This window comes from Rhodobacteraceae bacterium S2214 (assembly GCA_025141675.1).
Taxonomy (GTDB): Bacteria; Pseudomonadota; Alphaproteobacteria; order Rhodobacterales; family Rhodobacteraceae; genus Yoonia.
In genome coordinates this window covers 1,314,948-1,340,949 of the sequence record CP081161.1, presented here as the reverse complement: position 1 = coordinate 1,340,949, position 26,002 = coordinate 1,314,948, and the positions used below count along the sequence as shown (strand labels likewise).

24 protein-coding genes are annotated in these 26,002 nt (G+C 55.8%); 3 read left to right on the top strand and 21 right to left on the bottom strand.

The window, feature by feature from the left end:
• Window position 1: 1 nt before the first annotated feature.
• Genes K3729_06610 through scpA form a run of 6 tightly spaced genes read right to left on the bottom strand, consistent with a single transcriptional unit; the run spans window position 2 to window position 5,364 of the window.
• On the bottom strand, window positions 2-376 hold the full coding sequence (locus tag K3729_06610) for a hypothetical protein (GenBank protein UWR00440.1): 375 nt from the start codon (window positions 374-376) through the stop codon (window positions 2-4).
• Window positions 377-412: 36 nt separating this feature from the next.
• Window positions 413-1,423: an endonuclease gene (locus tag K3729_06605; GenBank protein ID UWR00966.1), complete on the bottom strand. Its 1,011-nt coding sequence runs from the start codon at window positions 1,421-1,423 to the stop codon at window positions 413-415.
• 8 nt (window positions 1,424-1,431) lie between these two features.
• A complete protein-coding gene (locus K3729_06600; protein ID UWR00439.1) occupies window positions 1,432-2,136 on the bottom strand; it encodes a molecular chaperone DjiA in 705 nt (234 codons plus the stop codon).
• A gap of 31 nt (window positions 2,137-2,167) precedes the next feature.
• The gene (locus K3729_06595; GenBank protein UWR00438.1) at window positions 2,168-2,644 is read right to left on the bottom strand and encodes a GNAT family N-acetyltransferase; all 477 of its coding nucleotides are present in this window, start codon (window positions 2,642-2,644) and stop codon (window positions 2,168-2,170) included.
• A complete protein-coding gene (locus tag K3729_06590) occupies window positions 2,641-3,237 on the bottom strand; it encodes a VOC family protein (protein UWR00437.1) in 597 nt (198 codons plus the stop codon). Before K3729_06590 ends, K3729_06595 begins: the two co-directional genes overlap by 4 nt.
• A complete protein-coding gene (scpA, locus tag K3729_06585) occupies window positions 3,238-5,364 on the bottom strand; it encodes a methylmalonyl-CoA mutase (protein UWR00436.1) in 2,127 nt (708 codons plus the stop codon). It abuts the gene before it with no gap.
• Between the two features lie 74 nt (window positions 5,365-5,438).
• Between scpA and K3729_06580 the strand changes: the two genes are divergently transcribed.
• Window positions 5,439-5,900 (top strand): DUF4174 domain-containing protein, encoded by a 462-nt coding sequence (locus K3729_06580; GenBank protein UWR00435.1) that lies wholly within the window; start codon window positions 5,439-5,441, stop codon window positions 5,898-5,900.
• A 13-nt stretch (window positions 5,901-5,913) separates the two neighbouring features.
• Here K3729_06580 and K3729_06575 read toward each other — a convergent pair whose 3' ends face one another.
• The 5 genes from K3729_06575 to K3729_06555 form a co-directional block, all read right to left on the bottom strand.
• On the bottom strand, window positions 5,914-7,911 hold the full coding sequence (locus K3729_06575) for an acetyl/propionyl/methylcrotonyl-CoA carboxylase subunit alpha (protein ID UWR00434.1): 1,998 nt from the start codon (window positions 7,909-7,911) through the stop codon (window positions 5,914-5,916).
• A 92-nt stretch (window positions 7,912-8,003) separates the two neighbouring features.
• The gene (locus K3729_06570) at window positions 8,004-8,213 is read right to left on the bottom strand and encodes a hypothetical protein (protein UWR00433.1); all 210 of its coding nucleotides are present in this window, start codon (window positions 8,211-8,213) and stop codon (window positions 8,004-8,006) included.
• Between the two features lie 325 nt (window positions 8,214-8,538).
• On the bottom strand, window positions 8,539-8,889 hold the full coding sequence (locus K3729_06565) for a hypothetical protein (protein UWR00432.1): 351 nt from the start codon (window positions 8,887-8,889) through the stop codon (window positions 8,539-8,541).
• A 325-nt stretch (window positions 8,890-9,214) separates the two neighbouring features.
• Window positions 9,215-9,601: an acetolactate synthase gene (locus K3729_06560; GenBank protein UWR00431.1), complete on the bottom strand. Its 387-nt coding sequence runs from the start codon at window positions 9,599-9,601 to the stop codon at window positions 9,215-9,217.
• Between the two features lie 72 nt (window positions 9,602-9,673).
• Window positions 9,674-11,203 (bottom strand): acyl-CoA carboxylase subunit beta, encoded by a 1,530-nt coding sequence (locus K3729_06555; GenBank protein ID UWR00430.1) that lies wholly within the window; start codon window positions 11,201-11,203, stop codon window positions 9,674-9,676.
• A 200-nt stretch (window positions 11,204-11,403) separates the two neighbouring features.
• Here K3729_06555 and K3729_06550 point away from each other — a divergent pair, with 200 nt between their 5' ends.
• Both K3729_06550 and K3729_06545 read left to right on the top strand, forming a co-directional pair.
• Window positions 11,404-12,618 (top strand): multidrug effflux MFS transporter, encoded by a 1,215-nt coding sequence (locus K3729_06550; GenBank protein UWR00429.1) that lies wholly within the window; start codon window positions 11,404-11,406, stop codon window positions 12,616-12,618.
• Window positions 12,619-12,675: 57 nt separating this feature from the next.
• Window positions 12,676-14,076, top strand: coding sequence for a short-chain fatty acyl-CoA regulator family protein (locus tag K3729_06545; protein ID UWR00428.1), 1,401 nt, complete (start codon window positions 12,676-12,678; stop codon window positions 14,074-14,076).
• Here the strand turns inward: K3729_06545 and betA are convergent.
• The 10 genes from betA to mgtE form a co-directional block, all read right to left on the bottom strand.
• On the bottom strand, window positions 14,073-15,731 hold the full coding sequence (gene betA, locus K3729_06540) for a choline dehydrogenase (GenBank protein UWR00427.1): 1,659 nt from the start codon (window positions 15,729-15,731) through the stop codon (window positions 14,073-14,075). The two genes, K3729_06545 and betA, sit on opposite strands and share 4 nt — an antisense overlap.
• Window positions 15,731-17,182, bottom strand: coding sequence for a betaine-aldehyde dehydrogenase (gene betB, locus K3729_06535; GenBank protein UWR00426.1), 1,452 nt, complete (start codon window positions 17,180-17,182; stop codon window positions 15,731-15,733). Before betB ends, betA begins: the two co-directional genes overlap by 1 nt.
• Window positions 17,183-17,227: 45 nt before the next feature.
• A complete protein-coding gene (gene betC / locus K3729_06530; GenBank protein UWR00425.1) occupies window positions 17,228-18,736 on the bottom strand; it encodes a choline-sulfatase in 1,509 nt (502 codons plus the stop codon).
• A complete protein-coding gene (gene betI / locus K3729_06525; GenBank protein UWR00424.1) occupies window positions 18,733-19,302 on the bottom strand; it encodes a transcriptional regulator BetI in 570 nt (189 codons plus the stop codon). Before betI ends, betC begins: the two co-directional genes overlap by 4 nt.
• Before the next feature lie 105 nt (window positions 19,303-19,407).
• Window positions 19,408-20,265, bottom strand: coding sequence for a DMT family transporter (locus K3729_06520; protein ID UWR00965.1), 858 nt, complete (start codon window positions 20,263-20,265; stop codon window positions 19,408-19,410).
• A 126-nt stretch (window positions 20,266-20,391) separates the two neighbouring features.
• Window positions 20,392-21,141 carry a YebC/PmpR family DNA-binding transcriptional regulator gene (locus K3729_06515; GenBank protein ID UWR00423.1) on the bottom strand — a complete coding sequence of 250 codons (750 nt, stop codon included), beginning with the start codon at window positions 21,139-21,141 and terminating at the stop codon, window positions 20,392-20,394.
• 145 nt (window positions 21,142-21,286) lie between these two features.
• On the bottom strand, window positions 21,287-23,068 hold the full coding sequence (locus tag K3729_06510; protein UWR00422.1) for an SLC13 family permease: 1,782 nt from the start codon (window positions 23,066-23,068) through the stop codon (window positions 21,287-21,289).
• 59 nt (window positions 23,069-23,127) lie between these two features.
• Entirely contained in the window at window positions 23,128-23,943 is an 816-nt protein-coding gene (locus tag K3729_06505; protein UWR00421.1) for a TIGR00282 family metallophosphoesterase, read from the bottom strand.
• 76 nt (window positions 23,944-24,019) lie between these two features.
• Entirely contained in the window at window positions 24,020-24,571 is a 552-nt protein-coding gene (locus K3729_06500) for a 5-formyltetrahydrofolate cyclo-ligase (protein UWR00420.1), read from the bottom strand.
• Window positions 24,571-25,956 (bottom strand): magnesium transporter, encoded by a 1,386-nt coding sequence (gene mgtE, locus K3729_06495; GenBank protein ID UWR00419.1) that lies wholly within the window; start codon window positions 25,954-25,956, stop codon window positions 24,571-24,573. Before mgtE ends, K3729_06500 begins: the two co-directional genes overlap by 1 nt.
• Between the last annotated feature and the right edge of the window lie 46 nt (window positions 25,957-26,002).

Below are 26,002 nucleotides of genomic sequence, written 5' to 3'. Positions count from 1 at the left end.
GCTAAAGTTCGATGTCCTCAGGCAGTTCAGGCGTAAATTCCGGCGCGTCATCGCGTCTGCGAATGATAATGTCCCCGTTCGGCAGAAACTCTGGTGCCTGATACTGGGCGATATCGTCGATCTGATCCAACAGATCGGCAAAGGCAGGCCCCATTTGATCCGTCAGCATTTGCATCCGCGGCCCCATCTCTTCGGCGAGGCCCTGCAGATCATCCAATGCGGGTTCCATTTCCGTCAAAAGCCCGCGCAACAACAGCTTGGCCCCCTCTTCCATCAGGCTCACACCATCATCTTCGGGTGCGGGGGCATCGGTTTGCGCAGCAAGCGGGCTTGCAGCAAGTGACAGGGCGAAAACGGGGATCAATATCTGTTTCATACCCATAATATAGGGACACGATGCAGGTTTTCCAAATCAGAGCGTCAGGTCAAGCGTGACAGGAAAATGATCAGACGCGGCAAGCAGTGCTTCGCGCAAAGGCAAATTGTCATAACAGGCGGGGTGATCAAAAGGGTGCCAAATCTGCCAGTTTGGATCCATTTTGCGCAGGTCCGGTGACACCATAACGTAATCCAAAAGCGCGTTCAGATAAGTCCCGTTGCGCTGCTTGAATCGTGACGTCGCAGGGGCCACGCCGATCCGGCGTCCAAGAACAAGCGCCGCGTGCGGATCATACAGCGGGGCTGCGTTTTCTTCGCCCAGCACAATTTCGATACTTGAACGGCCAAACAGCTTTTCGAATTCATCCAGCCCCGGACCATCATTGAAGTCGCCCATCACGATCAGGTCGTCGCCCGCATCAAGGTGTTGGTTCACCCGCTGCCGCAGCCAGATACATTGCGCGAGTTGTTTGCGGCGGTTCTGAATGGAAATCCGTGCAGCTTCCGCATCATTGCGCGCACCATGCGGGGCCTTTGATTTCGCGTGCACCCCTATGAAACGAAACGCTTTTTCTTCGACCTTCGCTGCAATTTCCAACGGCGGTTTTGACCACCTGACCACATCAAGCGCCGCGTCAGAATCAAGGTCGACACGCAATTCGGCATCAAAACGCGGCGCAGGACTTTCGACGTCCAGATCGCCGATCGGATCATGCACCGCCGTAATCACATCAGGATCGTAGAGAAACGCAATTTCCTGCTGCGTATCATTCGTAAACCCGATGACCGCTTTGCGTGCCCGCAACCCAAAATGCGCAGCAAATGTTTCCAGCGCGGTGACACCGTCGCGGTTACGGCTACTGTCGGGCGCTTCGATGATCATGATGCCGTCTGCATCCATCGCCTGAAAAACCAGCCCCAGCGCCGCTGTTTGTTGGGCGCGCGTCACATCCCACCGCCCCGACCATTCGTCGGAATTATGCAAAGCACCCGCATCATCGAACAAGGTGTTGAACCATTCCACGTTATAGGTGGCGATGCGCAGTTGCTTCGTCATGCGGGTGTGAAATCGTCATGATTGGATCGCGCCGCGTTGATCTGTTCCCATGCTTTATTCACGGCAATCAGGCGTGCCTCAGCTAGTTTCACGGCCTCTTCCGGCACCCCGCGTGCGCGCAGCTGGTCTGGGTGGCTTTCGCGCACCAATCGGCGCCACGCCTTGCGCACGGCTGCCATGTCTGCGCCTGTAGGCACCCCCAAGACGTCATAAGGATCGCGATCAGCATCAGGTACGAATTGCGACCGAATGCGTGTAAATCTTTGGTGGCTGAACCCGAAAATACCAGCGACTTCTTCAAGGAAGATGTTTTCGTTCGGATGGTATTCACCGTCCGCCAACGCAATGTGGAACAACCCTTCCATCAAATCACACAACGGCGCGTCGTCCTGCGCGTACATCGCTTTGATTCGCCGTGCGTAGTCGTCGAAACCGGTCACATCCTGCCGCGCGAGGTTGAAAACGCGGGCAGCTTTGTGTTCATCTTCGGGCGCGATGTGGAACACTTCGCGAAAGGCCGTGACCTCATCACGGGTCACGTGGCCGTCCGCTTTGGCCATTTTTGCGCCCAAAGCGATGACGGCGATGGTAAACGCCACCGATTTGTCCGGCGACGTCCGCAACCGATCAAACACAGCAGACAACCCTTCACCAGAGGTAAGGGCAGAAAGCGCGTCAGCAATGCGGGACCAAATCGACATGACCCAAGTTTAGCGGTTTGTGCCCCGGATGTCAGAGCCGTTTTTGCATAAAAATGAGATCAAGCGATTTGCCCCACTTTTGCCCCGCGTCAGGCAGTCGCCCGACCTGCGCAAACCCGTTGGAAAGATGAAACTTGATTGCGGCATCATTGTCGCTGCTTACGGCACCGATGATCTGCTTTATCGTATTAGAACGCGCCAGATCACATAGTCCATTCAGCAATGCCCGCCCCGTACCGTGCCCTTGCGCCGCTTCTGATAAAGCAATCGAATATTCGGCGACATGCGCATAGCCGGGGCCAGTGCGGAAACTGAAATAACGCGCGTAGCCCGCAACCTCACCGTCAAAATCAACAACCAGACAGGGTTGCGGCGGCGAAATTTCTGTCGCGACCTGATCTACGGTCTTTGTCACGGTCGTAAAGGTCGCAGTCGTATCGGTAATGATCTGGTTCATGATCTCCGCCACCTTGGGCGCATCAGCGCGGGTAGCGGGGCGAATGATCACAGCACAACGGTCCCGTTGGGCGTCTCGAAGGTAGCTTTGAAACCGACCGGACCAGACTGGAAACAAACAACGTCGGTATCAAGGGTGATCACCTCGCGCAGCCAATCGGCTTGCGGGTGCCACACCTCCCATTTGGTCAGGCGTACACCGCTGGCAGGCAATGATCCGGACGGCGGCGTAATCCCTGCCCCCCATTTCAACAGCGACGGATACCCGCCTTGCATCGGCAGCGAACCATCATCCGGAACCGTCAGTTGCCAGTGCAAATCATCCCGCGTCAGCGACACAGGCGGTCCTGTGATCGCTTGTGCATTTTCAACGTCATCGCTGCGACAAATCCAATTCGCAAGGCGCGGCGGTCCGGTGAAATTGTCCAAATCGAACCAAGTCGGGCGATCAACAGGCGCGTCTGGGTTCTTCGCAATCACCTCAAGGTACAGCCCGTCGGCCAATCCCAGCAGCCGGTTGTGCGTCCCGAAATGCGCGTGCTGTCCGCCCGCTTGCATCTTAACGCCTAGCCGTTCTTCGGCCCACGCGACGCCCTGTGCAAGGTCAGTGCAGCCAATCGCGATATGATCAAGCTGGTATGTCATTTAGCCCCGTGTTTCGCGGATAATGCCAAGAATATCTTCGGCGGCTTTCGGGATGTTCGTGCCCGGACCGAAGATCGCTTTAACGCCGCTGTCGTACAAGAATTGATAGTCTTGCTGCGGAATCACGCCACCGCAAATCACGATGATATCCTCGGCACCGGCTTCTTTCAGCGCCTCAACCAATTTCGGGGCCAGCGTTTTGTGCCCTGCCGCCTGCGAACTGATGCCGATCACATGCACGTCGTTGTCGATAGCGTCTTGGGCGGCTTCCGCAGGCGTCTGGAACAATGGGCCGACGTCCACGTCAAAACCAATGTCGGCAAAGGCAGTCGCGATGACCTTCGCACCTCGATCATGCCCGTCTTGGCCCATTTTCACGACCAGCATACGCGGGCGACGACCTTCTTCTTCCGCAAAATCATCAACTGATTTCTGAATCGCGGCAAAACCTGCGTCACCTTCGTAGGCCGCACCATAAACGCCTGCCAATGTCTTCACTTCGGCGCGGTGACGCCCGAATACTTTTTCCATCGCCATTGAGATTTCTCCAACAGTTGCGCGTGCGCGGGATGCCGCGACCGCTGCCTCCAACAGATTGCCGCCTTCTTCCGCACGACGGCTCAGTTCGGCTAATGCAGCATCACATGCCACCTGATCACGCCCGGCCTTCGTCCGTTCGATTCGCGCGATTTGCGCATCGCGTACGGCGGCATTGTCGATATCGCGGATATCAATCGGGTCTTCGTTGTCTTTGCGGTATTTGTTCACCCCGACGATCACTTCGGTGCCACGGTCGATCATCGCTTGGCGTTTGGCAGCGGTTTCTTCGATCCGTAGCTTCGGCATGCCCGATGCGACGGCTTTCGTCATGCCGCCCATTTCTTCGACTTCTTCGATCAGCGCCCATGCCTGTTCAGCCAATTCGTGCGTCAGGTTTTCGACATAGTAGGACCCCGCCAAAGGATCGACGACATTGGTCACGCCGGTTTCTTCTTGCAAAATCAACTGCGTGTTCCGCGCGATCCGGCTTGAAAAATCGGTCGGCAAAGCAATGGCTTCGTCCAACGCGTTCGTGTGCAACGATTGCGTGCCGCCCAATACTGCAGACATCGCCTCGTAGGCTGTGCGGATGACGTTATTGTAAGGGTCTTGTTCCTGCAACGATACGCCCGAGGTTTGGCAATGGGTGCGCAGCATGGATGACTTTTCGTTCTTTGGCTCGAATTCAGCCATGACGCGGGACCAGAGCAAACGCGCCGCCCGCAGTTTCGCGGCTTCCATGAAAAAGTTCATGCCGATAGCAAAGAAGAACGACAGACGCGGCGCAAATTTGTCCACGTCCATCCCCGCCGCAATCGCCGTGCGGACGTATTCACGCCCATCAGCGATCGTGAACGCGAGTTCCTGCACAAGGTTCGCGCCCGCCTCTTGCATGTGGTAGCCAGAGATAGAGATCGAGTTAAACTTCGGCATCTCGTTGGCCGTATATTCAATAATATCCGCGATGATCCGCATCGATGCTTCAGGCGGATAGACGTAGGTATTGCGGACCATGAATTCCTTCAGAATGTCGTTCTGAATGGTGCCCGCGAGTAGGGATTTATCGTGCCCTTGTTCTTCGCCGGTCACGATGAAATTCGCCAGAATGGGAATAACAGCACCGTTCATCGTCATGGAAACGCTGACTTTATCCAGCGGGATACCATCAAACAGGATCTTCATATCCTCGACGCTATCAATCGCCACGCCAGCCTTACCAACGTCACCCTCAACCCGTTCGTGGTCACTGTCATAACCACGGTGCGTCGCCAGATCGAACGCCACCGACACACCTTGCTGACCAGCCTCCAACGCCTTGCGGTAGAACGCGTTGGATTCTTCGGCTGTCGAAAAACCCGCGTACTGCCGGATCGTCCAAGGCCGGCCCGCATACATCGTGGCCTTCACGCCACGCGTATAGGGCGCCTGCCCCGGAATCCCGCCCATATGTGGCAGATCGGCGGTATCATCAGCCGTATAAAGCGGCTGCACAGGAATGCCTTCCAACGTGTTCCACGTCAGGTCGTCCAGTGGTTTGCCGCGCAGTTCTTTCGCGGCGATTTCGGACCATTTGGCTTTATCTGTCATGTCAGGCTCCGGTGTTGGGCGATAAGTTGGATGCAGGGTTAGCAATCCGCACAAATGCACCTATATCTTGTGGTATGAAGAGAATTTTGATGATTGCAGCGCTGATCGCGGCCCCTTTTGCCGCCAGCGCTGATACGTTTGAAGCGTGGCAGGCAGACCCCGCAAAAGTGTTCGCGCCGGAAGAGGTTGATCTCGACGATCTGCAGTGGCAATTGCGCGCACTTGTTGTGTTTGGCCAAGGCGAAAACGACCCGTTGTTCCGCGAACAAATGGAATTGATCACCGCGCGGATGGACGAACTGGTCGAACGTGACGTGATCGTCATTGCCGACACCGACACCAGCACGCTAAGCGATTTGCGGCGCAAACTGCGGCCACGTGCGTTCATGATGGTGTTGATGGACAAAGCGGGCCAAGTCGAATTGCGCAAACCGGCCCCTTGGGACGTGCGTGAATTGTCACGCTCCATCGACAAGATGCCGTTACGCCAGCAGGAAATCAGCGACCGGCGCACGGGGGCATTGCCCCCGCTATAGGTGGTGACGCGGATCACTCAAACTCCATGATCACGTCATCAACGGCAAGGTTGTCACCCGCCGCCGCATTGATCTTGGACACGACGCATTTCTTTTCGGCCCGCAGGATGTTTTCCATTTTCATGGCTTCCACGGTGCACAGCGCCTGACCTTCTTGGATTTCGTCACCAACTTCGACGTTCACAGTGACGATCAGACCCGGCATTGGGCACAGCAACAATTTGGATGTATCCGCCGCAACCTTTTCCGGCATCAACGCCGCCAGTTCGGCCTGACGCGGTGTGTAGACGTTCACTGGCATATCTGCGCCGCGATACCGAATGCGGAAACCACCCGGCAATTTGCTGATTTTCAATACCAACGGCTTTCCGTCGACCATCAGCTTGGCCAGCGGCTGGCCCGGTGTCCAGTCGCTTTCCACGCGGAACACATCGTCGCCAATGCCGATGGTCGCACCATCTTTGTCAGCAGCGACAGTCGCTTCAAGCGATTGATCTTGCAAGCGAACAACCCAGTCACCGCCAACCACACGTTCGTGGTTATCCATCCGGCCCGAAATACGTGACCGCCGGATTTCAGCGACACGGTGCATGGCAGCGGCGGCAGCGGCGATACGGCTGATGTCCTCATCCGGCAGCGTCACACCTTCGAACCCTTCGGGGTATTCTTCCTCGATGAACGCGGTGGTCATGTTGCCGGACGTAAATTTCGGATGGTCGTACACGGCGGCAAGGAACGGCAAGTTGTGCCCGATGCCCTCAACCTCGAACGCATCCAGCGCAAGGCGCATTTCCTCAATCGCATCCGCGCGGTTCGGCGCCCAAGTGCACAGTTTCGCGATCATTGGATCGTAATACATGCTGATTTCGCCGCCCTCAAAAACGCCAGTGTCGTTGCGCACGGCGCGCGTCGGCGTGGCCTCTTCGGCAGGCGGACGATAACGGGTCAAACGGCCAATCGACGGCAGGAACCCACGATACGGGTCTTCCGCATACAGGCGGCTTTCCATCGCCCAGCCGTTAATTTTCAGATCTTCCTGCTTCATCGGCAGCGTTTCACCGTAAGCGACACGGATCATCTGTTCGACCAGATCAACGCCTGTGATCAGTTCGGTGACAGGGTGTTCCACCTGCAAACGTGTATTCATTTCAAGGAAATAGAAGTTACGGTCACCATCAACGATGAATTCCACAGTACCAGCAGAGGAATAATCAACGGCCTGCGCCAACGCGACAGATTGCTTGCCCATCGCCGCACGGGTTTCTTCATCAAGGAACGGGCTTGGTGCCTCTTCAATGACTTTCTGGTTCCGACGCTGGATCGAACATTCGCGTTCATGCAGGTAAACGCCGTTGCCGTGTTTGTCGCAAAGCACCTGAATTTCGATGTGACGCGGCTGTGTCACGAATTTCTCGATGAAAATACGGTCATCGCCGAATGAATTGGCGGCTTCGTTCTTGGACGACTGAAACCCTTCACGGGCTTCCTCATCATTCCACGCGATACGCATACCCTTACCACCGCCACCGGCAGAGGCCTTAATCATCACGGGATAGCCAACCTCGTTGGAGATTTTCACCGCGTGTTCCGCGTCGTCAATCAAGCCCATGAAACCGGGCACAGTTGATACGTTCGCTTCTTTCGCCAGCTTCTTGGACGTAATCTTGTCGCCCATCGCTTCGATCGCGCCTTTTGGCGGCCCGATAAAGGCAACGCCAGCGGCCTCTAATGCTTCTGCAAACTTGGAGTTCTCGGAAAGGAACCCGTACCCCGGATGCACGGCTTCAGCACCAGTTTGCTTGATCGCGTCCATGACCTTGTCGATCACGATGTAGGATTGGTTCGCAGGGGCCGGTCCGATATGCACCGCCTCATCCGCCATTTTCACATGCAACGCATTGCGATCCGCGTCCGAATAGATGGCGACCGTTTGGATACCCATCTTTTTAGCGGTCTTAATGACGCGGCAAGCAATTTCGCCACGGTTCGCGATGAGGATTTTCTTAAACATATGCGGTGTCCTTTGAACGCAAAACAGCCGCCAAGGACGGACCCTGACGGCTGTTCATGATAGTGTGACGCGCCAGAGCGGCGCGAAATGTCTTAGCGTGACGCGCGGCAGATGCCTGCGTCGTCGCACAGAAGGCCAGCAGCTGCGCCTGCAAGTGCTGTCGCTGTTTGGTCTGTGCCAAGCGCATCTGCAGCAACCGCACCAGCGGCTGCGCCAACAGCGCCACGCTGCAAATCTGTTTCCAAGCAACCCGCGAGAGCGAATGAAGCAGCTGCTGCGATGATCCAAGTTTTCTTAAGCATGTTTTTTTGCCTTTGTCTGAAATTTCAATAGCCAATAATGTGACTGTATCGGACGTAACAACAAGAGCAACCAAAAGGTTCCGGCATTTTTTTGCGCATACGTCAAAAAAAGAAACCGGCTGACCCTTTGCAGGGGCAGACCGGTAGGAGTGAGGGTCACGCACGAGACAGTAGGCTATTAGACGTGGGGTCCAACTATGCGTGCCCAATCGGTGACATGCCGCCCGCGAACCTGCAAAGGTTTCTGCAAAACCGAAACGCGGATGCGCTAAGTCTTGCTGAAATTGCAGGTCACTACGCGAATTCATGCCGAAACGTGCCATAACTACAGCCCCGGCACTTCGGGGAAACTGATCCGCGCACGTGCGGTATCGATTTGAAGCAGTGCTTCATAACTTTGCGGATCAAACGGATCTTCGGCCGGAATAACCTCGCGCCCGAACAACCAACTTAGCCGTCCTGCATCCAGATTTCCGCGCACGAACGGTTCGTCGCCAAACTGTTCCCAAAGCGCCTGCATGAAACCCGCATCAGCCCGCCGGTCCGCTGGTTTGCGGTCGGGATGCCGTGTGCGTTCCGTGATTTCAGTCGCGACACCGTCTTTGGTGCCACGGCGAATGGTAAACTGAAAATCAGTACCAGGTAATCTGCCAGGGAAGCCGCGATGTTTTTCCATCACAGACCTGCCCGCGCGGATGCGCTAGTTGATGGGCGTGCTGACCGGTGCGCTGTGCAACGTGTCTGCGTTTGACGCGCCGATGCTTCCGAAGAATGCGGCGACTGCCATGAACGCCGCGACCATGAAGGTCTTGGTGCCAAATGCCATTGGGTTGTCCTGCTCTGCTCTGTTGGTGCCGGATCGTTCGATCTCATCCACCTGCCTGTCGATGGCATAGCAATAGCAGAACACTGTTGACCCCCAAAGAGGGCCATTCCGAATTCGTTGATCTGTGTTTGGGGTGCATCAGCGGAATTCCCCCATTGGTGTGTCTGTTTCATTCTCAGAAATCCTCCCACATGCAGGCACCTGCCTGAATACTGAAAGGCTGGAAATACTGGACAACCTCAGGGCTGGCCACGCCAAACTCGACCTCGGACGCAGAAAGTGAAATCACCACGTCCCCATCCGTCCAACCGTTTTCGGCCAGACCCGGCACGACGATCTTGTCACACAGGTACTGCAGGTCAGGCACAACGTCCGTGAAGGTGGCCCCATTTTCGATACCAATTTGCGGTGCCAAAAACCGGAACCGCGCGGTTTGATTAGCGGGCTCCAAGATCACATCGTACAGCGCAATATCCAAACCTGACGGGACAGACACCTGCTGGGCGACCCCAATGGACGCGGTCAGAACCAGCGCGATTGCGGCAAAACATCTTTTCATCATCACTGGCTCCTTTCTATTCTTTTGGCTGCAAACATCCCGGGTGAGGCCGCAGGCCGAGGGCAGCGCCCTCTTCTACAGCGGAATGTTATCGTGCTTTTTCCACGGGTTCTTAGCTTGCTTGCCGCGCAGTGATGCAAAGGCCCGGCAGACGCGCTTGCGTGTGGAATGCGGCATGATCACTTCGTCGATGAAGCCCTTTTCAGCGGCGACAAACGGGTTCGCGAACCGATCTTCGTAATCCTTGGTATGCTGGGCGATCTTTTCGGCATCTGCCAAATCGGCGCGATGGATAATCTCGGTCGCGCCCTTCGCACCCATCACCGCGATTTCGGCTGTTGGCCACGCGTAGTTGAAATCGCCACGCAGGTGTTTGGACGCCATCACGTCATAGGCCCCACCGTAGGCTTTACGGGTGATGACAGTTACCTTCGGCACAGTCGCCTCACCATACGCGAACAGCAGCTTCGCGCCGTGCTTAATCACGCCGCCATATTCCTGTGACGTTCCCGGCAAGAAGCCCGGCACATCGACAAGCGTCAGAATAGGAATTTCAAACGCATCGCAGAAACGCACAAAACGCGCCGCCTTACGCGAACTATCAATATCCAAACAACCGGCCAAAACCATCGGCTGGTTCGCGACGACACCAACCGTCTGGCCTTCCAGACGGATAAAGCCGGTCAGGATGTTCTTCGCATAATCTTCCTGAATTTCGTAGAAATCACCCTCGTCACCCAGCTTGGTGATCAGCTCTTTCATGTCGTAAGGCGTGTTCGCGTTGTCAGGGATCAGCGTATCAAGACTGTCCTCCAATCGGTTCACGTCATCAAAGAACGGACGCACAGGTGCCTTCTGGCGGTTATTGAGTGGAAGGAAATCGACCAAACGGCGCACTTCGATCAACGCCTCGACATCGTTTTCAAACGCGCCATCCGCAACCGAAGACTTCTTCGTGTGGGTCGATGCACCACCTAATTCTTCCGCCGTAACCACTTCATTTGTGACCGTTTTCACAACATCAGGGCCGGTGACGAACATGTAAGACGTGTCTTTCACCATAAAGATGAAATCGGTCATCGCAGGCGAATAAACCGCACCACCTGCACAAGGCCCCATGATCACACTGATCTGCGGGACAACGCCGGACGCCATAATGTTGCGTTGGAAAACCTCAGCGTAACCGGCAAGTGACGCCACACCTTCTTGGATACGTGCGCCACCAGAATCGTTCAGACCAATCACAGGCGCACCGTTTTGCACGGCCATATCCATGATCTTACAAATCTTTTGCGCATGTGTTTCTGACAGCGATCCACCAAAGACAGTGAAATCCTGAGAGAACACATAAACCATACGGCCATTGATCGTGCCCCAACCGGTCACAACACCATCACCCGCAGGCCGTTGTTCTTCCATGCCAAAATCGGTGCAGCGATGTGCGACAAACATATCGAATTCTTCAAACGATCCGTCATCCAGCAAAAGATCGATCCGCTCGCGCGCGGTCAGCTTGCCCTTGGCGTGCTGCGCCGCAATTCGTTTTTCACCACCACCCAAACGGGCCGTGTCGCGGCGATCTTGAAGCTCTTGCAGAATATCCATGGCGTGTCTCTTTTGCTGCGGTTCTGCAGACCCTAGGTCTAATCGGTAAATTTCTAAAGAACGAATGAGCAGATTTGCAAATAAACCGAGTTACCAAATCCACGATTTGAATAATTGCAAACTTTATCTCTGCATTTTTGCACATAGCTGTCGCAGCGCCAGCCATGGACAGGCCAATACGACAGGCATAGGTCTTAGGCATGACAACGCTTCCGAATGTGCGCTTCTTATCTCGCACCACACCGCCTCACATCGTGACTCTTGTTTTACTCGCCGGCATCGGCGCGTTGAACATGTCGATCTTTTTGCCGTCGCTCAACGCCATGACGGATTACTTCGACACGACCTATGCCGTGATGCAGATTTCCCTGTCGGGATATCTGGCGGCAACGGCGGCGCTGCAGATATTTATTGGACCAATCTCGGATAAAGTTGGGCGGCGCAAAGTTGTTTTGGTCGCGATCGGCATTTTTATCCTCGCCACAATCGGCGCTATGTTTGCAAAATCCGTTGAGGTTTTCCTGGCTTTCCGGCTCTTGCAAGCCTCGGTCGCGACTTCGCTCGTCCTAAGCCGCACAATCGTGCGCGACATGGTCCCACAGGACCAAGCGGCCTCCATGATTGGCTATGTGACAATGGGGATGGCATTGGTGCCTATGTTCGGCCCGATGATTGGCGGCGTCCTGCAGGAACTTTTCGACTGGCACGCGACCTTTGCGTTTCTAGCACTTGCCGGAATCGGCGTTTTTGCATTGGCCTACTTCGATCTTGGCGAAACCGTGCAAGACGGCGGCATGGGCTTTGGCGAACAGATCAAAAGCTACCCCGCCCTGTTCGCGTCACCACGGTTCTGGGGCTATGCACTGTGCGCGGCATTCGCCAGCGGCGCATTCTTCGCCCTCCTAGGTGGCGCATCTTTTATCGCCAGCAGCGTCTTCAACCTATCTCCATTCTGGAGCGGCGTCGGTCTTGGCGCCCCCGCCATCGGCTACGCTGCGGGTAACTTCTTGTCAGGCCGCTATTCCGTGCAGCTCGGCATCAACAAAATGGCGTTGATCGGCACAATCGTCACCTTGGTCGGCATGGGCGCATCACTGGGTCTGTCACTAGCTGGTTTCAATCATCCCCTTGCTTTCTTTGGCTTTTGTACATTCTTGGGCCTCGGCAACGGTATGTCGATGCCCAACGCAACGGCAGGCTTACTGTCCGTCCGTCCGCGCCTCGCGGGCACCGCAAGCGGGTTGGGCGGGGCCATCATGGTTGGCGGCGGCGCAGCATTGTCGCAATTCGCAGGCGGCCTGTTAACCGTAGAAAGCGGCACGATCCCACTGCAATGGCTGATGTTCATCGTCTCTGCACTGGCAATGGTGTCGCTGTTGCTGGTCATGCAACGGACACGACAGATCAACGCTTGATTTGCAATATTTGCAGGCGCTATGACGGTGCCTAGCTAAATTGCAAAGGGCGGCATCATGGCGGTTCAGAAACTATACGCGGGCGCGAAGCTGCGCGAGCTACGTGGTCGCGTATCCCTGACGCAAAAAGCGTTTGCCGACAGGTTGGGGGTGTCCCTGCCGTATCTGAACCAAATGGAAAACAACAACCGGCCGGTCAGTACCGCGGTTGTTCTTGGTCTTGCGCAGGAATTCGGGTTCGACGTGACCGAACTGCAGGCCGGCGACGAAGCCCGCCTTGTCAGCGATATGCGCGAAGCTTTGGCCGATCCTGTGTTCACGGGCCCTACCCCGCCACTTGTGGATTTGCGACTTGCAGCAGCGAACGCTCCCGCATTGGTCCGCGCGTTTTTGGATTTGCACACGGGCTACCGTCAAAGCCAAGAACGCCTCGCTTCGCTTGACGAAGCATTGGGTCGTGAAGACGCCAGACCCACCCCAAGCCCTTGGGAAGAGGTGCGCGACTTCTTTCACTATTGCGATAATTACATTGATCCGGTCGACCGTGCCGCTGAACGTTTTACGCGGACAATTCCGCCTGACGAAACGCTGATGCAAGCCACGACATCCGCATTGTCAAAGGCAGGTGTGCGGGTCAGGATCGAACCCGTTGATACGATAAGGTCCTATGATGCCAGCACAAAAACCCTGACGCTATCGCAGTTCGCGCCCGCCGCAACACAAAGCTTTCAGCTTTTGCTGCAACTGGCGCTGCTCACCCGCAGCGACCTGCTCGAAGCAACGCTCGATCTTGCACGTTTCCAATCTGACGCAGCGCGCAACATCGCCAAGGTCGGCTTGGCCAACTATTTTGCCGGGGCTGCGTTGATGCCCTACACTGCTTTCTTGGAAGCAGCGCAAAACACCCGACACGATCTGGAAATCCTGTCTGCACGGTTTGGCGCATCGCTTGAACAAATCGCACATCGATTGTCCACGCTGCAACGACCCAACGCCAAAGGCATCCCGTTCTTCTTTGTGCGCGTTGATCAGGCAGGCACAATCACAAAACGGCATTCAGCCACGACATTGCAATTCGCACGCTACGGCGGCGCATGCCCACTGTGGAACGTGCACCGCGCGTTTGAAACCCAAGGTCAGTTTCTACGTCAATTGGCTGAAACGCCTGACGGGGCACGCTATTTTTGCCTCGCCCGCGACGTTAGTAAATCAGGTGGGTCCTACACGGCCCCCGTCCGCCGCTATGCCATCGGTCTAGGCTGCGAAGTCAAACACGCAGATGCCGTCGTCTACGCCGATCACATGAACACCAGCGCGCCAGAAGCCTACGAACCCATCGGAATTTCTTGCCGCATTTGCGAACGTAAAACCTGCCACCAACGCGCAGTCCCGCCATTAGAACGAGAACTGCACGTTGATCCAAACCATCGCGGAATGCTGCCGTATCAGGTCGATTAACGCTGTTCGGTTGCCCACCGCGGATGAATCCACGGCTGGTCATTTGCAGGCGCAAGCGGCTGTTTTCCAAGCACAAAGTCAGCGATCTTTTCACCCACCATGATCGACGGTCCGTTCAAATTCCCGTTTGTAATCCGTGGGAAAATCGAACTATCAGCGACCCGCAAACCGTCAACGCCAATGACACGTCCTTCGGGATCGACAACCGCGTTCGGGTCATCAGCCGCGCCCATTTTACACGTGCCACAAGGATGATACGCGCTTTCGACGTGCTCTTTGATGAAAGCGTCAAGCGCTTCGTCGCTTTGTGCATCTTCACCCGGTTGGATTTCCTTACCGCGATAAGGCGCAAATGCATCCTGTCCGAAAATTTCGCGCGTCAGGCGGATACAATTCCGGAAATCAACCCAATCTGACGGGTCAGACATGTAGTTGAACAGAATTTTCGGATTGTCCTTCGGATCAGCCGACCGCAGCGAAACATGTCCGCGCGATACGGATCGCATTGGGCCAACATGGGCCTGATATCCGTGCCCTTCGGCCGCAACTTTTCCGTCGTAACGCACTGCAATTGGTAGGAAATGATACTGAATATCCGGATACTTCACGCCCGCTTTTGACCGAATAAACGCGGCACTTTCGAACTGGTTCGATGTGCCAAGACCAGTTTTGCGGATCAACCATTCAAGACCAATCCGGCTTTTCCACAGCAGCGTCCAATATTTGAACAAAGACACAGGACGGATCGCGGCCTGCTGGATGTAAAGTTCAAGATGGTCCTGCAGGTTTTGACCCACACCGGGGCGATCTGCGACCACATCGATGCCGTGCTCAGCCAAATGCGCCGCTGGCCCAACGCCAGACAACATCAACAGCTTTGGAGAGTTCAACGAAGACGCCGCCACAATGACTTCGACATTAGCCTTGATAATTTGCGTCTGCCCATTGATGTCGACTTCAACCCCAACCGCTTTCCCATTTTCAATCACAACCCGCCGTGCGAAGGCGCGCACGAGGTTGCAATTGTCTTTTTTCAACGCAGGCCGCAGATAGGCGTTTGCAGCAGACCAACGCCGCCCCTTCCAGATCGTCGCATCGAAAGGGCCAAAGCCTTCTTGCTGTTCACCGTTGTAATCGTCGGTCGTCTCATAGCCAGCTTGCTTGCCCGCCTCCACAAAAGCGAGCGTCAGCGGGTTCTTCCGCGGCCCGCGCGTCACATGCAACGGGCCGTCTTTTCCGCGCCACGCCGGATCGCCGCCGTGACCGCCGGAATGCCAGTTTTCCATACGCTTAAAGTAGGGCAGCACATCCGCATAGGACCACCCATGCGCGCCGCTTTCAGCCCAATGATCGTAGTCCATCGCGTGACCGCGCACGTAGATCATACCGTTGATCGACGATGATCCACCGATGACTTTACCGCGTGGGGTGACAAGGGTCCGACCATCCAAATGTGGTTCAGGTTCGGTCTGTAAGCCCCAGTCATACATCGACATATTCATCGGATAGGACAAGGCGGCAGGCATCTGGATGAACGGACCACCGTCCCAACCGCCGTGTTCGATCACAAGCACATCTTTGCCCGCTTCGGCCAATCGGTACGCCATCGCGCAGCCAGCAGACCCCGCCCCGATGATTACATAGTCCGCTTGCATCAGAATGGTGCCTCGACGTCTGTCATCGCCACATAAACGCCCTTTACCTGCGAATAATGGTCGATCGCTGCCTTCGAGTTCTCCCGCCCAACACCGGACATTTTCATGCCGCCAAACGGCGCTTCGACCGGCGCGAGGTTATAGGTGTTGATGTAGCAAGTGCCTGCTTCAAACCCTGCGACCATCCGATGCGCACGCGTCAGATCTGCGGTAAAAACGCCAGCGGCCAGACCAAATTCGGTGTTATTGGCGCGGCGCAGCACTTCTTCCTCGGTGTCGAAATCAAGGACGGACAGAACGGGTCCAAAGATTTCTTCGCGCGCGATGGTCATGTCATCAGTGACGTCGGCAAAGACCGTCGGTTCAATGAAAAACCCATCACGATCAACGCGTTTGCCACCGAACGTGATCCGCGCGCCTTCTTCAACACCCTTTGCGATATAGCCTTCCACAATGTCTCGCTGGTTCTCCGACACCATAGGTCCGAAATTCGTATCTGGGTCCTGCGGATCCCCCATCACAACACCACCAAGCCGTTCAGACATCCGTTTCAAAAACGCGTCCTTGATGCCTTTTTGAACAAACACGCGGGTGCCGTTGGAACAGACCTGCCCCGTTGAATAAAAGTTGCCAAGGATCGCGCCAGACACCGCGTTTTCCAAATCGGCGTCGTCAAAGATCACCAACGGGGATTTTCCGCCCAGTTCCATCGTGACGTGCTTCATGCCCGCGGCCGCAGCGGCGTAGACCTTTTTGCCCGTCGGGACCGAACCCGTCAGGGACACTTTATCGACACGCGGATCGGTCACAAGCGATGCCCCTACAGCGCCAAGCCCTTGCACCACATTGTAAATCCCTGCAGGTGCGCCTGCTTCCATCAGGATTTCAGCGACTTTCAACGCAGACAATGGCGTGGTCTCAGATGGCTTGAATACCATCGCATTACCGCAGGCCAGCGCTGGTGCGCCTTTCCAGCATGCGATTTGCGTTGGGTAGTTCCACGCACCGATGCCAACGCAAACGCCAAGCGCTTCGCGGCGGGAATACACGAAATCTTCGCCCAATTGGATGTGTTCGCCCGTCAGGCTGCCCGCCAAACCACCGAAGTATTCCAACGCATCAGCGCCCGATGTGGCATCCGCAACGGATGTTTCTTGATAGGGCTTGCCAGTGTCATAGGTTTCCAGCACGGACAGATCGTGATTACGTTCACGCATGATATCCGCAGCACGGCGCAGCACACGGCCACGTTCGGTGCCGGTCATCGCGGCCCAATCTTTTTGCGCACGCTTCGCAGCGTCCAAGGCTTTGTTAATGATCGCAGGGGTCGCTGCGTGCAGCTTTGCGATCACTTCGCCCGTTGCAGGGTAGATCACATCAAAGGCTTCGCCCGCCGTGTCTTCGATATACTGGCCATCAACGAAATGGCTGGCTTTAGGTTGTTGGTGCATAGGTCGGATACCTTCGGAAAGAGATGTCAGGACAGGTGAATGCGGTCATTCACCCCTTGGAAACCGTTGATTTTCTTCGAGAACATTCAGGTCCATGTGATTGCGCATGTACCGTTCGGACGCTTTTTGCAGCGGCTGGAAATCCCACGGGAAATAGGCGCCATTGCGCAAGGATTCGTAGACAACCCAGCGGCCCGCTTGGGAATGCCGGACGTCCGCGTCAAACGCGGCAATATCCCAACGCTTCTCAGCTTTGGCTTTGATCGTGGTTAACGTGCCTTGGTGATCAGGATGATCTGCAAGGTTCGTCAACTCATGCGGGTCGTTTTCCATATCAAACAGCTGATCGGGATCAAGGCTGCACATGTTGAACTTCCACTTGCCATACCGCAGGGATACGACAGGCGCATAAGATGCCTCTGCCGCGTATTCCATCGCGACAGGTGTGTCGCGCGTGGCACCTTGGCCAAGCGGCTTGATGCTCTCGCCCTGCGTCCACGGCATCACCTCGGACATGTCAATATTGGCCAAATCACACAGCGTCGGACAGACGTCGATGTTGGACACCGGCGTAGTAACAAGACCCGGCTCCATATCAGGGCTGCTGATCATCATCGGCACACGGGCGGACCCGTCGTAGAAAGACATTTTGAACCAAAGCCCGCGTTCGCCAAGCATATCGCCATGGTCGGACACAAACAGGATCGTTGCTTCTTGCCGCGTGTCTTCTAGCGTTTGCAGCAATTCACCAACCTTATCATCAAGGTAGGAAATATTCGCAAAATAGGCCCGCCGCGCGCGTTTGATCATGTCTTCCGTGATGTTGAAATTATCACGGTCGTTCGCGTCAAGAATACGCTGGGAATGGGCGTCCTGATCTTCGTACGGGATCGGCCCGATCTCTGGCATCAGGTGGTCGCAATCCTCGTAAAGGTCCCAGTATTTCTTGCGGGTCACGTACGGATCATGCGGATGTGTGAAGCTGACGGTCAGACACCACGGGCGGTCGTCATGCCCACGGGACAGGTCATACAACTTGCGGGTCGCGTGATACGCCACCTCGTCGTCGTATTCCATCTGGTTGCTGATTTCGGCAACCCCAGCCCCCGTCACAGACCCCATGTTGTGATACCACCAGTCAATCCGCTCACCCGGTTTGCGGTAATCTGGGGTCCAACCAAAATCGGGTGGGTAGATGTCAGTCGTCAGGCGTTCTTCAAAACCATGCAACTGATCGGGACCAACAAAGTGCATCTTACCAGACAGACATGTCTGATAACCAGCACGGCGCAGGTGATGGGCATAGGTTGGCAAACTGGACGCAAATTCGGCGGCGTTATCGTACACACCCGTCCGCGATGGCAACTGACCTGTCATGAACGACGCACGCCCCGGCGCACACAGCGGGGACGCGGTGTAGCATTGCTGGAACCGTGTGGATTTTGCGGCCAGTTTCTTCATGTTCGGCGCATGCAACCAGTCCGCAGGACCGTCGGGGAACAATGTCCCGTTCAGTTGGTCCACCATGATTATCAGGATATTTGGCTTGGTCATGCAGCACCTTTAGTTAAAGAGGAAAGTAGCGCCAAAGCTTGGCCTTCAGGGTTCGCGTCCGGCCCCGTTAGGGTCGCGCGGATATACAATCCGTCGATCAGCGCGGCCAACATGTCGGCCGCCGCTTGCGGATCTTCGGACATCGGACGCAGGGCATCGGTCAGGTTCGACCGCAAACGGCGCTGATAAATCCGCAGCAAATGCAAAGCGTCAGGATTTGTCTGGGCCTGCGCGTAAAACGTCATCCACGCGCTGACCGTGGCTGGCGCAAAACAGGATGGCGCGAAGCTGGCACGAATGATCGCCTGTGCCCGCCCCGCAGGCGTCTTGGCCTTTGCCAGCTCAGCACGCACCTCTGCCCCGTATTCCGTCAGGATATGGCGCATGGCAGCGACGAAAATCTGATCCTTGCCACCAAAGTAATGGTGGGCCAACGCGGACGACATGCCAGCACGCTTAGCAATCTTGCTAACCGTCACATCAAGCGATCCCGCCGCGCCGATTTCAGCAATCGTCGCTTCGACCAAAGCCGCGCGTCTGATGGGTTCCATTCCGATTTTAGGCATTGAAGGCTCCTTTCCCGACCTCTCGCATTATTTTAATTGACTCGTCAATCAATAAAAAATCTGACCGAAATGAGCCCGAGGCCCACATCGCAGGCTTTCATTGGATCAGAGTTTTGTCGCGGGGACTGACGGCGTCACTGAACGGCGGGCGACGGCTTCACGCCATGTGATAAAGCTGACGGACGCCATGATGACCAAACCACCCACTACAACCCAGCCATCGACGGCTTCGTCAAAGACCAGAAACCCAAGCAAAACCGCCCAGATCAACTGTAGGAACGTGACAGGTTGCGTGACCGTCAATGGGGCTGCCGCAAAGGCCAATGTCATCGTGTAATGACCAGCGGTCGCAAAGCAGGCGACCAAAAACAGCCAGCCCAGTTGCGCAAGCGTCGGCGTGACCCAAACCGCAATCGCAAAAGGTGCCAGACCGATTGTCACGGTCACCGACAGCATCCCGACGACAACAGCCGGAGAAACCTCGCCCGACAATTGCTTCGCAACAAGGTATCCGACCGCAAACAAAAGCGCTGTGCCGATCATGGCAATGTGCCCTTCTTCGACCGCTTTGATGCCCGGACGCAGAATAATCATGGCACCGATCAAGGCGACAATCACGGCCGCTAAACGACGGGGCGGCAATTTCTCTTTCAAAAACAGGGCAGCCCCGATCGTGACATAGATTGGGGAAAGGTAATTCATCGCGGTCACTTCGGCGATCGGAATGCGCGCCATGGCAAAGAACCACAGAATGACGGCAAGCGTATGCGCCACGCCGCGCATCGCGAACAGCTTCAGCTGACGACCGGTCAAACGGGCCGCCAGAATGGGCCGGATCATCGGAATGAGGAAGACAAGACCAAGTACATAACGCAGAAACGCGCCTTGGGCGGCAGGCACGTCCGACCCGACGTGCTTCACCAGCGCCGTCACGGCCACAAAGTTGAGGCCGGTCATCACCATCCAAAAAATGCCAAGTGCGGGACGCGGGTTTGTCATGGCCTAGCGGTGACACCTGCCCCACCAAATGACAAGAGGCGAACCGATAACGGTCCGCCCCAAAATTTTCGCGATAGATCGTGGTCGCACTTAGCTTTCAGCGTAGGCGGCCATGACTTCGTCAGACGCTTCAAAGTTGGTTGTGACGGTTTGCACATCGTCATCATCTTCGAGCGCTTCTACCAGCTTCATCAGCTTGGTCAGGCTTTCAAGATCCAGATCAGTCTGGATATTCGGCTTCCAGATCAGTTTTGAACTTTCGCTTTCGCCCAAATCAGCTTCCAACGCGTTCGACACTTCGTGCAAATCGGTGTCACCTGTGTAGATCACGTGGCCTTCTTCATCGCTTTCGACGTCTTCAGCGCCAGCTTCCAGTGCGGCCATCATCACAGTGTCCGCATCACCAACTGACGCCGGATATGTGACCATGCCCTTACGGTCGAACATAAAGCCAACAGACCCCGTTTCGCCCAAGTTGCCGCCGTTTTTCGTGAACGTCGACCGTACCGTTGACGCGGTCCGGTTGCGGTTGTCGGTCATCGCCTCGACAATCACGGCCACTCCGTTTGGACCGTAGCCTTCGTAGCGGATTTCATCGTAGTTTTCCGCATCACCACCAGTGGCTTTGTTGATCGCGCGATCAATCACGTCCTTTGGCACAGAAACAGATTTCGCTTCTTTTACCGCCATCCGCAAGCGCGGGTTTTTATCCGGATCAGGGTCGCCCATTTTGGCGGCGACAGTGATTTCTTTACTCATTTTCGAGAACACCTTGGCGCGGATTTTGTCCTGACGCCCTTTACGGTGCTGAATATTCGCCCATTTGGAATGGCCTGCCATGGGAAATCCCCTTTGTCTTACCTGTCGGCTGTACTGTCATAAATCTGCGCCTCTATAGGGCACCGAAGGGGTGTGTTGCAACGTCAATGGGGGCTTTGCCCCCGCACTTGCGTGCTCCCCAAGGATATTTCAGGCCAAAAGAAGATCAGAGCGGCCAGATGAACGGGATCACAAAGGACACGATGGGCGCAAGCGACAGGTTCAGCGGCACCCCGAATTTAAGAAAGTCGCTGAATTTGTAGCCGCCAGGCCCGTAGACCAGCGTGTTGGTTTGATACCCGATGGGCGTCGCAAAACTAGCGGACGCCGCGACCATAACGGCGACCACAAGCGGGCGCGCGTCAACGCCAAGCGCGGATGCCAGACCGATAGCGATGGGTGTCATGACAACTGCAACGGCATTATTGCTGACCAATTCAGTCAGCAGACTGGACAACAGGTAAACGGCCAGCACCACAAAGAACGGCGGCAAGGCCAGCATGACAGGCGACAGCGAATCCGCGACAAGTTCGACCGCCCCGGACGATTGCAGTGCGGCACCAACCCCAAGCATCGCGAAGATCAACGCAAGCAGGCGACCATCTATGTAAGAAAACGCTTCTTCGGCATCAATGCAGCCCGTCATCAAAACAATCGTCACGCCGATCATCGCCAGCATCAAAATCGGCGCCACATTCATTGCGGCAAGCACAACAACACCCGCAAGCACAGCCATCGCGATCCATGATTTTTCACGCCGGAAAGCCCGCGCCGAAGGTTTGGAAACGTCACCAAGATTCATGTCGTCAGACAGGCGCTGGATATCCTCTGGCGATCCTTCAAGCAAAAGTGTGTCGCCAACTTTAACAACGATATCATCAATTTGGCGATTGATGTTCGCGTCACGACGATGGACCGCCAGCGTATAGACCGCATAGCGACGCCGCAGCCGTAGGGATGCCAAGGTGCGCCCGACCATCCGGCAGTTTGGTGTGATCAACACTTCAACAGTCGTGGTTTCTACCGCAGACAATTGGTCGACACGGCGCAGATCCTTCGTGGCCTGCAATGACAAAAGTTCTGTCATCGCGGTACGAAGGATCACACGATCCCCGATTTGAAGTTCCACATCGTCCATATTACGCCGCAACGACGCGTCGCCACGGACGATATCGATCAGCCGCACACCGTCTCGCTGGAACAGCTTCACGTCGGTGGCTTGACGGCCGATCAGGTTACTATCGGGCGGAATAATGGCTTCCGTAAAGAACCGCATCTTCGACCGGTCGGACAGCATTTGCCCCATCGACGCACGTTCTGGCAACAAACGCGGCCCCGCAAAATAAAGATAGATGAACGTCCATGTCACGACGACCAATCCGATTGGCGTGATTTCGAGGATGCTGAACGGCTCCAGCCCAGACGCACGTGCAACACCATCGACAAGCAGGTTGGTCGATGTCCCAAGCAACGTCATGGTCCCGCCCACAATCGCGGCATAACTCAGCGGGATCAGAAGCTTAGACGCCGTTGTCCCCAAAGTGCGCGCAAGCTGGATGAACACGGGGATCATAACAACAACGAGCGGCGTGTTGTTCATAATCGCGCTCGCAAAGGCCACAAAAACCAGCGATCCCGCAATCGCGCGGGCCGGATTGATCTTGGCTTGCCGTTCCACAATTTCGGTCAGGGCATTCAGCGCCCCTGTGCGGACCAAGGCACCCACGATGATGAACATCGCGGCGATCGTCCAAGGCGCCGGATTGGCCAAGGCGTTCACCGCATCGTCGTAGGACAAAACTCCGGCAACCAATAGGATCGACACACCGATCATGGCAACGACTTCGGTCGGATACACCTCTTTCAGGAACATCCCGAACATGCCGACGACGACAGCCAACGTCAAAAGGGCGGCCTGCGTATCGGATAGGAAGGAAAAGTCGGTCATGATGCTGCCCTATGGTCGCTTCACAGTGTTACGCTTTGCGCACAGGCTTGCAAGCGCCGTCAGGCAGGTCCCGCTTGGGCAAGCCGTCCACCTTGGCGCACCATTTCAACGCGCGTGGCCTTGCCTGTCAGATCATCGGTTTCGACATATAGACCGCTCAGCGTGGCCTCGTCCGCCGCAGGGGTGAACCGCGCCTTGGGCATGCCTGTGATAAAGCGACGAAGCGGTTCTTCTTTTTCCATGCCGATCACGGAATCATAATCGCCACACATGCCCGCATCCGACAAATACGCAGTCCCACGCGGCAAGATCATCGCGTCAGCTGTCGGCACATGTGTATGCGTACCTACAACGATGCTGGCACGCCCATCGCAGAAATGACCAACGGCCATCTTTTCCGATGTCGCTTCGCAGTGGATATCAACAAGGCTGGCTTGAACCTGACCGCCAATCGGATACTGGCGCAGCGTCGCATCAAGGGCAGAAAACGGGTCATCAAAGGGGCGTTTCATGAAAACTTGGCCCAGTACCTGCGTGACCAACACTTTGCGCCCACGGGTAGCTTCGAACACGCGCGCGCCAATGCCCGGTGCCTTTTTCGAGAAATTCATCGGACGGATGATCCGCGTTTCTTTCTCGATATAAGTCAGCATGTCCTTTTGATCGAAGGCATGATCGCCCAAGGTCACAACATCTGCACCAGCCGCAAAAATCAGTTCGGCATGCGCGCCGGACAGGCCCATGCCAGAAGTCGCATTTTCGCCGTTCACAACAACAAAATCGAGCGCCCATTCCGCCCGCAAACGTGGCAGATGTTCAGTGATGGCCGCACGGCCCGCGCGACCCATAACGTCGCCAAGAAACAGTATTTTCATAGCACTGCCTTATGGGCTAGGGATCGAATTTTCTAGGAAATTCGTACCCTTTTCCGCGAAAAATCAGCGTGCGTGACTAGGGTTGGATCACACCACGTTCAGTCACAATCAAATCCAGCGGCTGGTCCGTGGCTTCCAACGGCAAATTATCCGCCTCTTGATCCGCGTAGGCAAAACCGATCGCAAGCGTCGGCTGTTTTGCCCGCAATTGTTCCAGCGTCCGGTCATAAAAACCGCCGCCGTATCCCAAACGCCCGCCGGCCCTATCGAAAGCCACCAAAGGGACAATCACGATTTCGGGGGTGATCCAGTCACCCGTTTCAGGAATTGCCGCACCATATGTGCCCGGCACCATGATACTGTCCGGCGTCCATTGCCGGAACTTCAGCGGTTCCCCCGCGCCGATAATCACCGGAACGCCAACGGGTCCATGTGCGGCGGCTTCTTCCATCGCAGCACTTGGGTCAATTTCAGTCCGCATCGCCATATAACCGGCGACAGGCACGCCGCGGTAGCCCGCCAAAACCTCTGACAGATATCCAGCAGTACCCTGCCCCAGATCATGTGCGATCTTACGACGGGCAAAGGCGGCTTTGCGTGCTTTTACTTTTACGTCCGACAGATCCATTACAACAACCACATCGCAGCCAGCCCCAAAAAGGCAAAGAAACCAACAACATCCGTCACCGTCGTCACAAAGGCACCGGACGCCAGCGCGGGATCGACCCCTACTTTTTCCAACACCACGGGGACCATCGTGCCGGCTAAGCCTGCCACGATTAAGTTAATCACCATCGCCGCTGCGATCACGACACCCAACATCGGCGTGCCAAACCAAACCGCGCCAATTACGCCCATCACAACCGCAAAAATTGCGCCGTTGATCAGGCCGACCAACGCTTCGCGGCGGATAACCCGCCACACGTTTGAACTGGTCAAATCACGCGTCGCAAGTGCGCGCACCGCCACCGTCAACGATTGCGTACCAGCGTTCCCGCCCATCGACGCCACGATGGGCATTAGGACAGCCAGCGCCACAGATTGCTGCAACGTGCCTTCGAACAACGAAATCACCAGCGACGCAAAAATCGCGGTAACAAGGTTAACAGCCAGCCACGGAAACCGCTGTTTCGTGGTGTCGATCACCCTGTCAGACAAGCTGCCTTCGCCAACGCCAGCCAAGCGCATCAAATCTTCTTCGGCCTCTTCTTCGATAAACGCCATCGCGTCATCAATCGTGATCACACCGACGATCCGGTCGTCATCATCCACCACTGGGGCCGTGATCATGTGGTAGTGGTTGATCGCATTCGCGACCTCTTCCACGTCTTGGTTCACGTTGAAGGTGCGGAAACTATCCTCTGCGATATCAAGCAGTTTCACGTCGCGGCGGGTCGACAAAATCCGGCCAAGTGTCACATAACCTACCGCCTTCATCCGTGGGTCAACAAGGATCAAATGATAAAACTGGTCCGGCAAAGTGTTGTCGTCGGATCGCAGGTAATCAATCGCCTCGCCCACATTCCAATGGGTCGGCGCACGCACCAATTCCACCTGCATGTGACGACCAGCGGATTCTTCGGGATAGGCCAACGCCTTTTCGACCGCGACACGATCAGGGGCGTCCAGCGCACCCAGAACGGCTTCTTGTTGCTCTGACCCCAGATCTTCGACCAGATCAACAACGTCATCGCTGTCCAACTCGCGCACCGCTTCGACCAATTCGGCGGGTGCCAGGCTGTCGATCACCTCTTCGCGTAGGTTTTCGTCCAGTTCTGACAGCACTTCACCGTCGAGCCCGCCTTTCCAAAGCGTCAGCAATTCGGTCCGGCGACGGCCGTCGATCACTTCGATCAAATGCGCGATGTCGGCAGGGTGGACGTCTTCCAACATCCCGTCCAAGGCGACGGAATCGTGGTTTTCAATCGCTTCAAGAACTTCGTCGACGAATAAGTCGTTGATACCGAATGCTTCGTCTTCGGCGTCTGGCGTGAATTGGTCTGAGTCTGTCATGCCCGCCTCCTGCATATGTTCGCAACATAGTCGAACGCCAAACGTT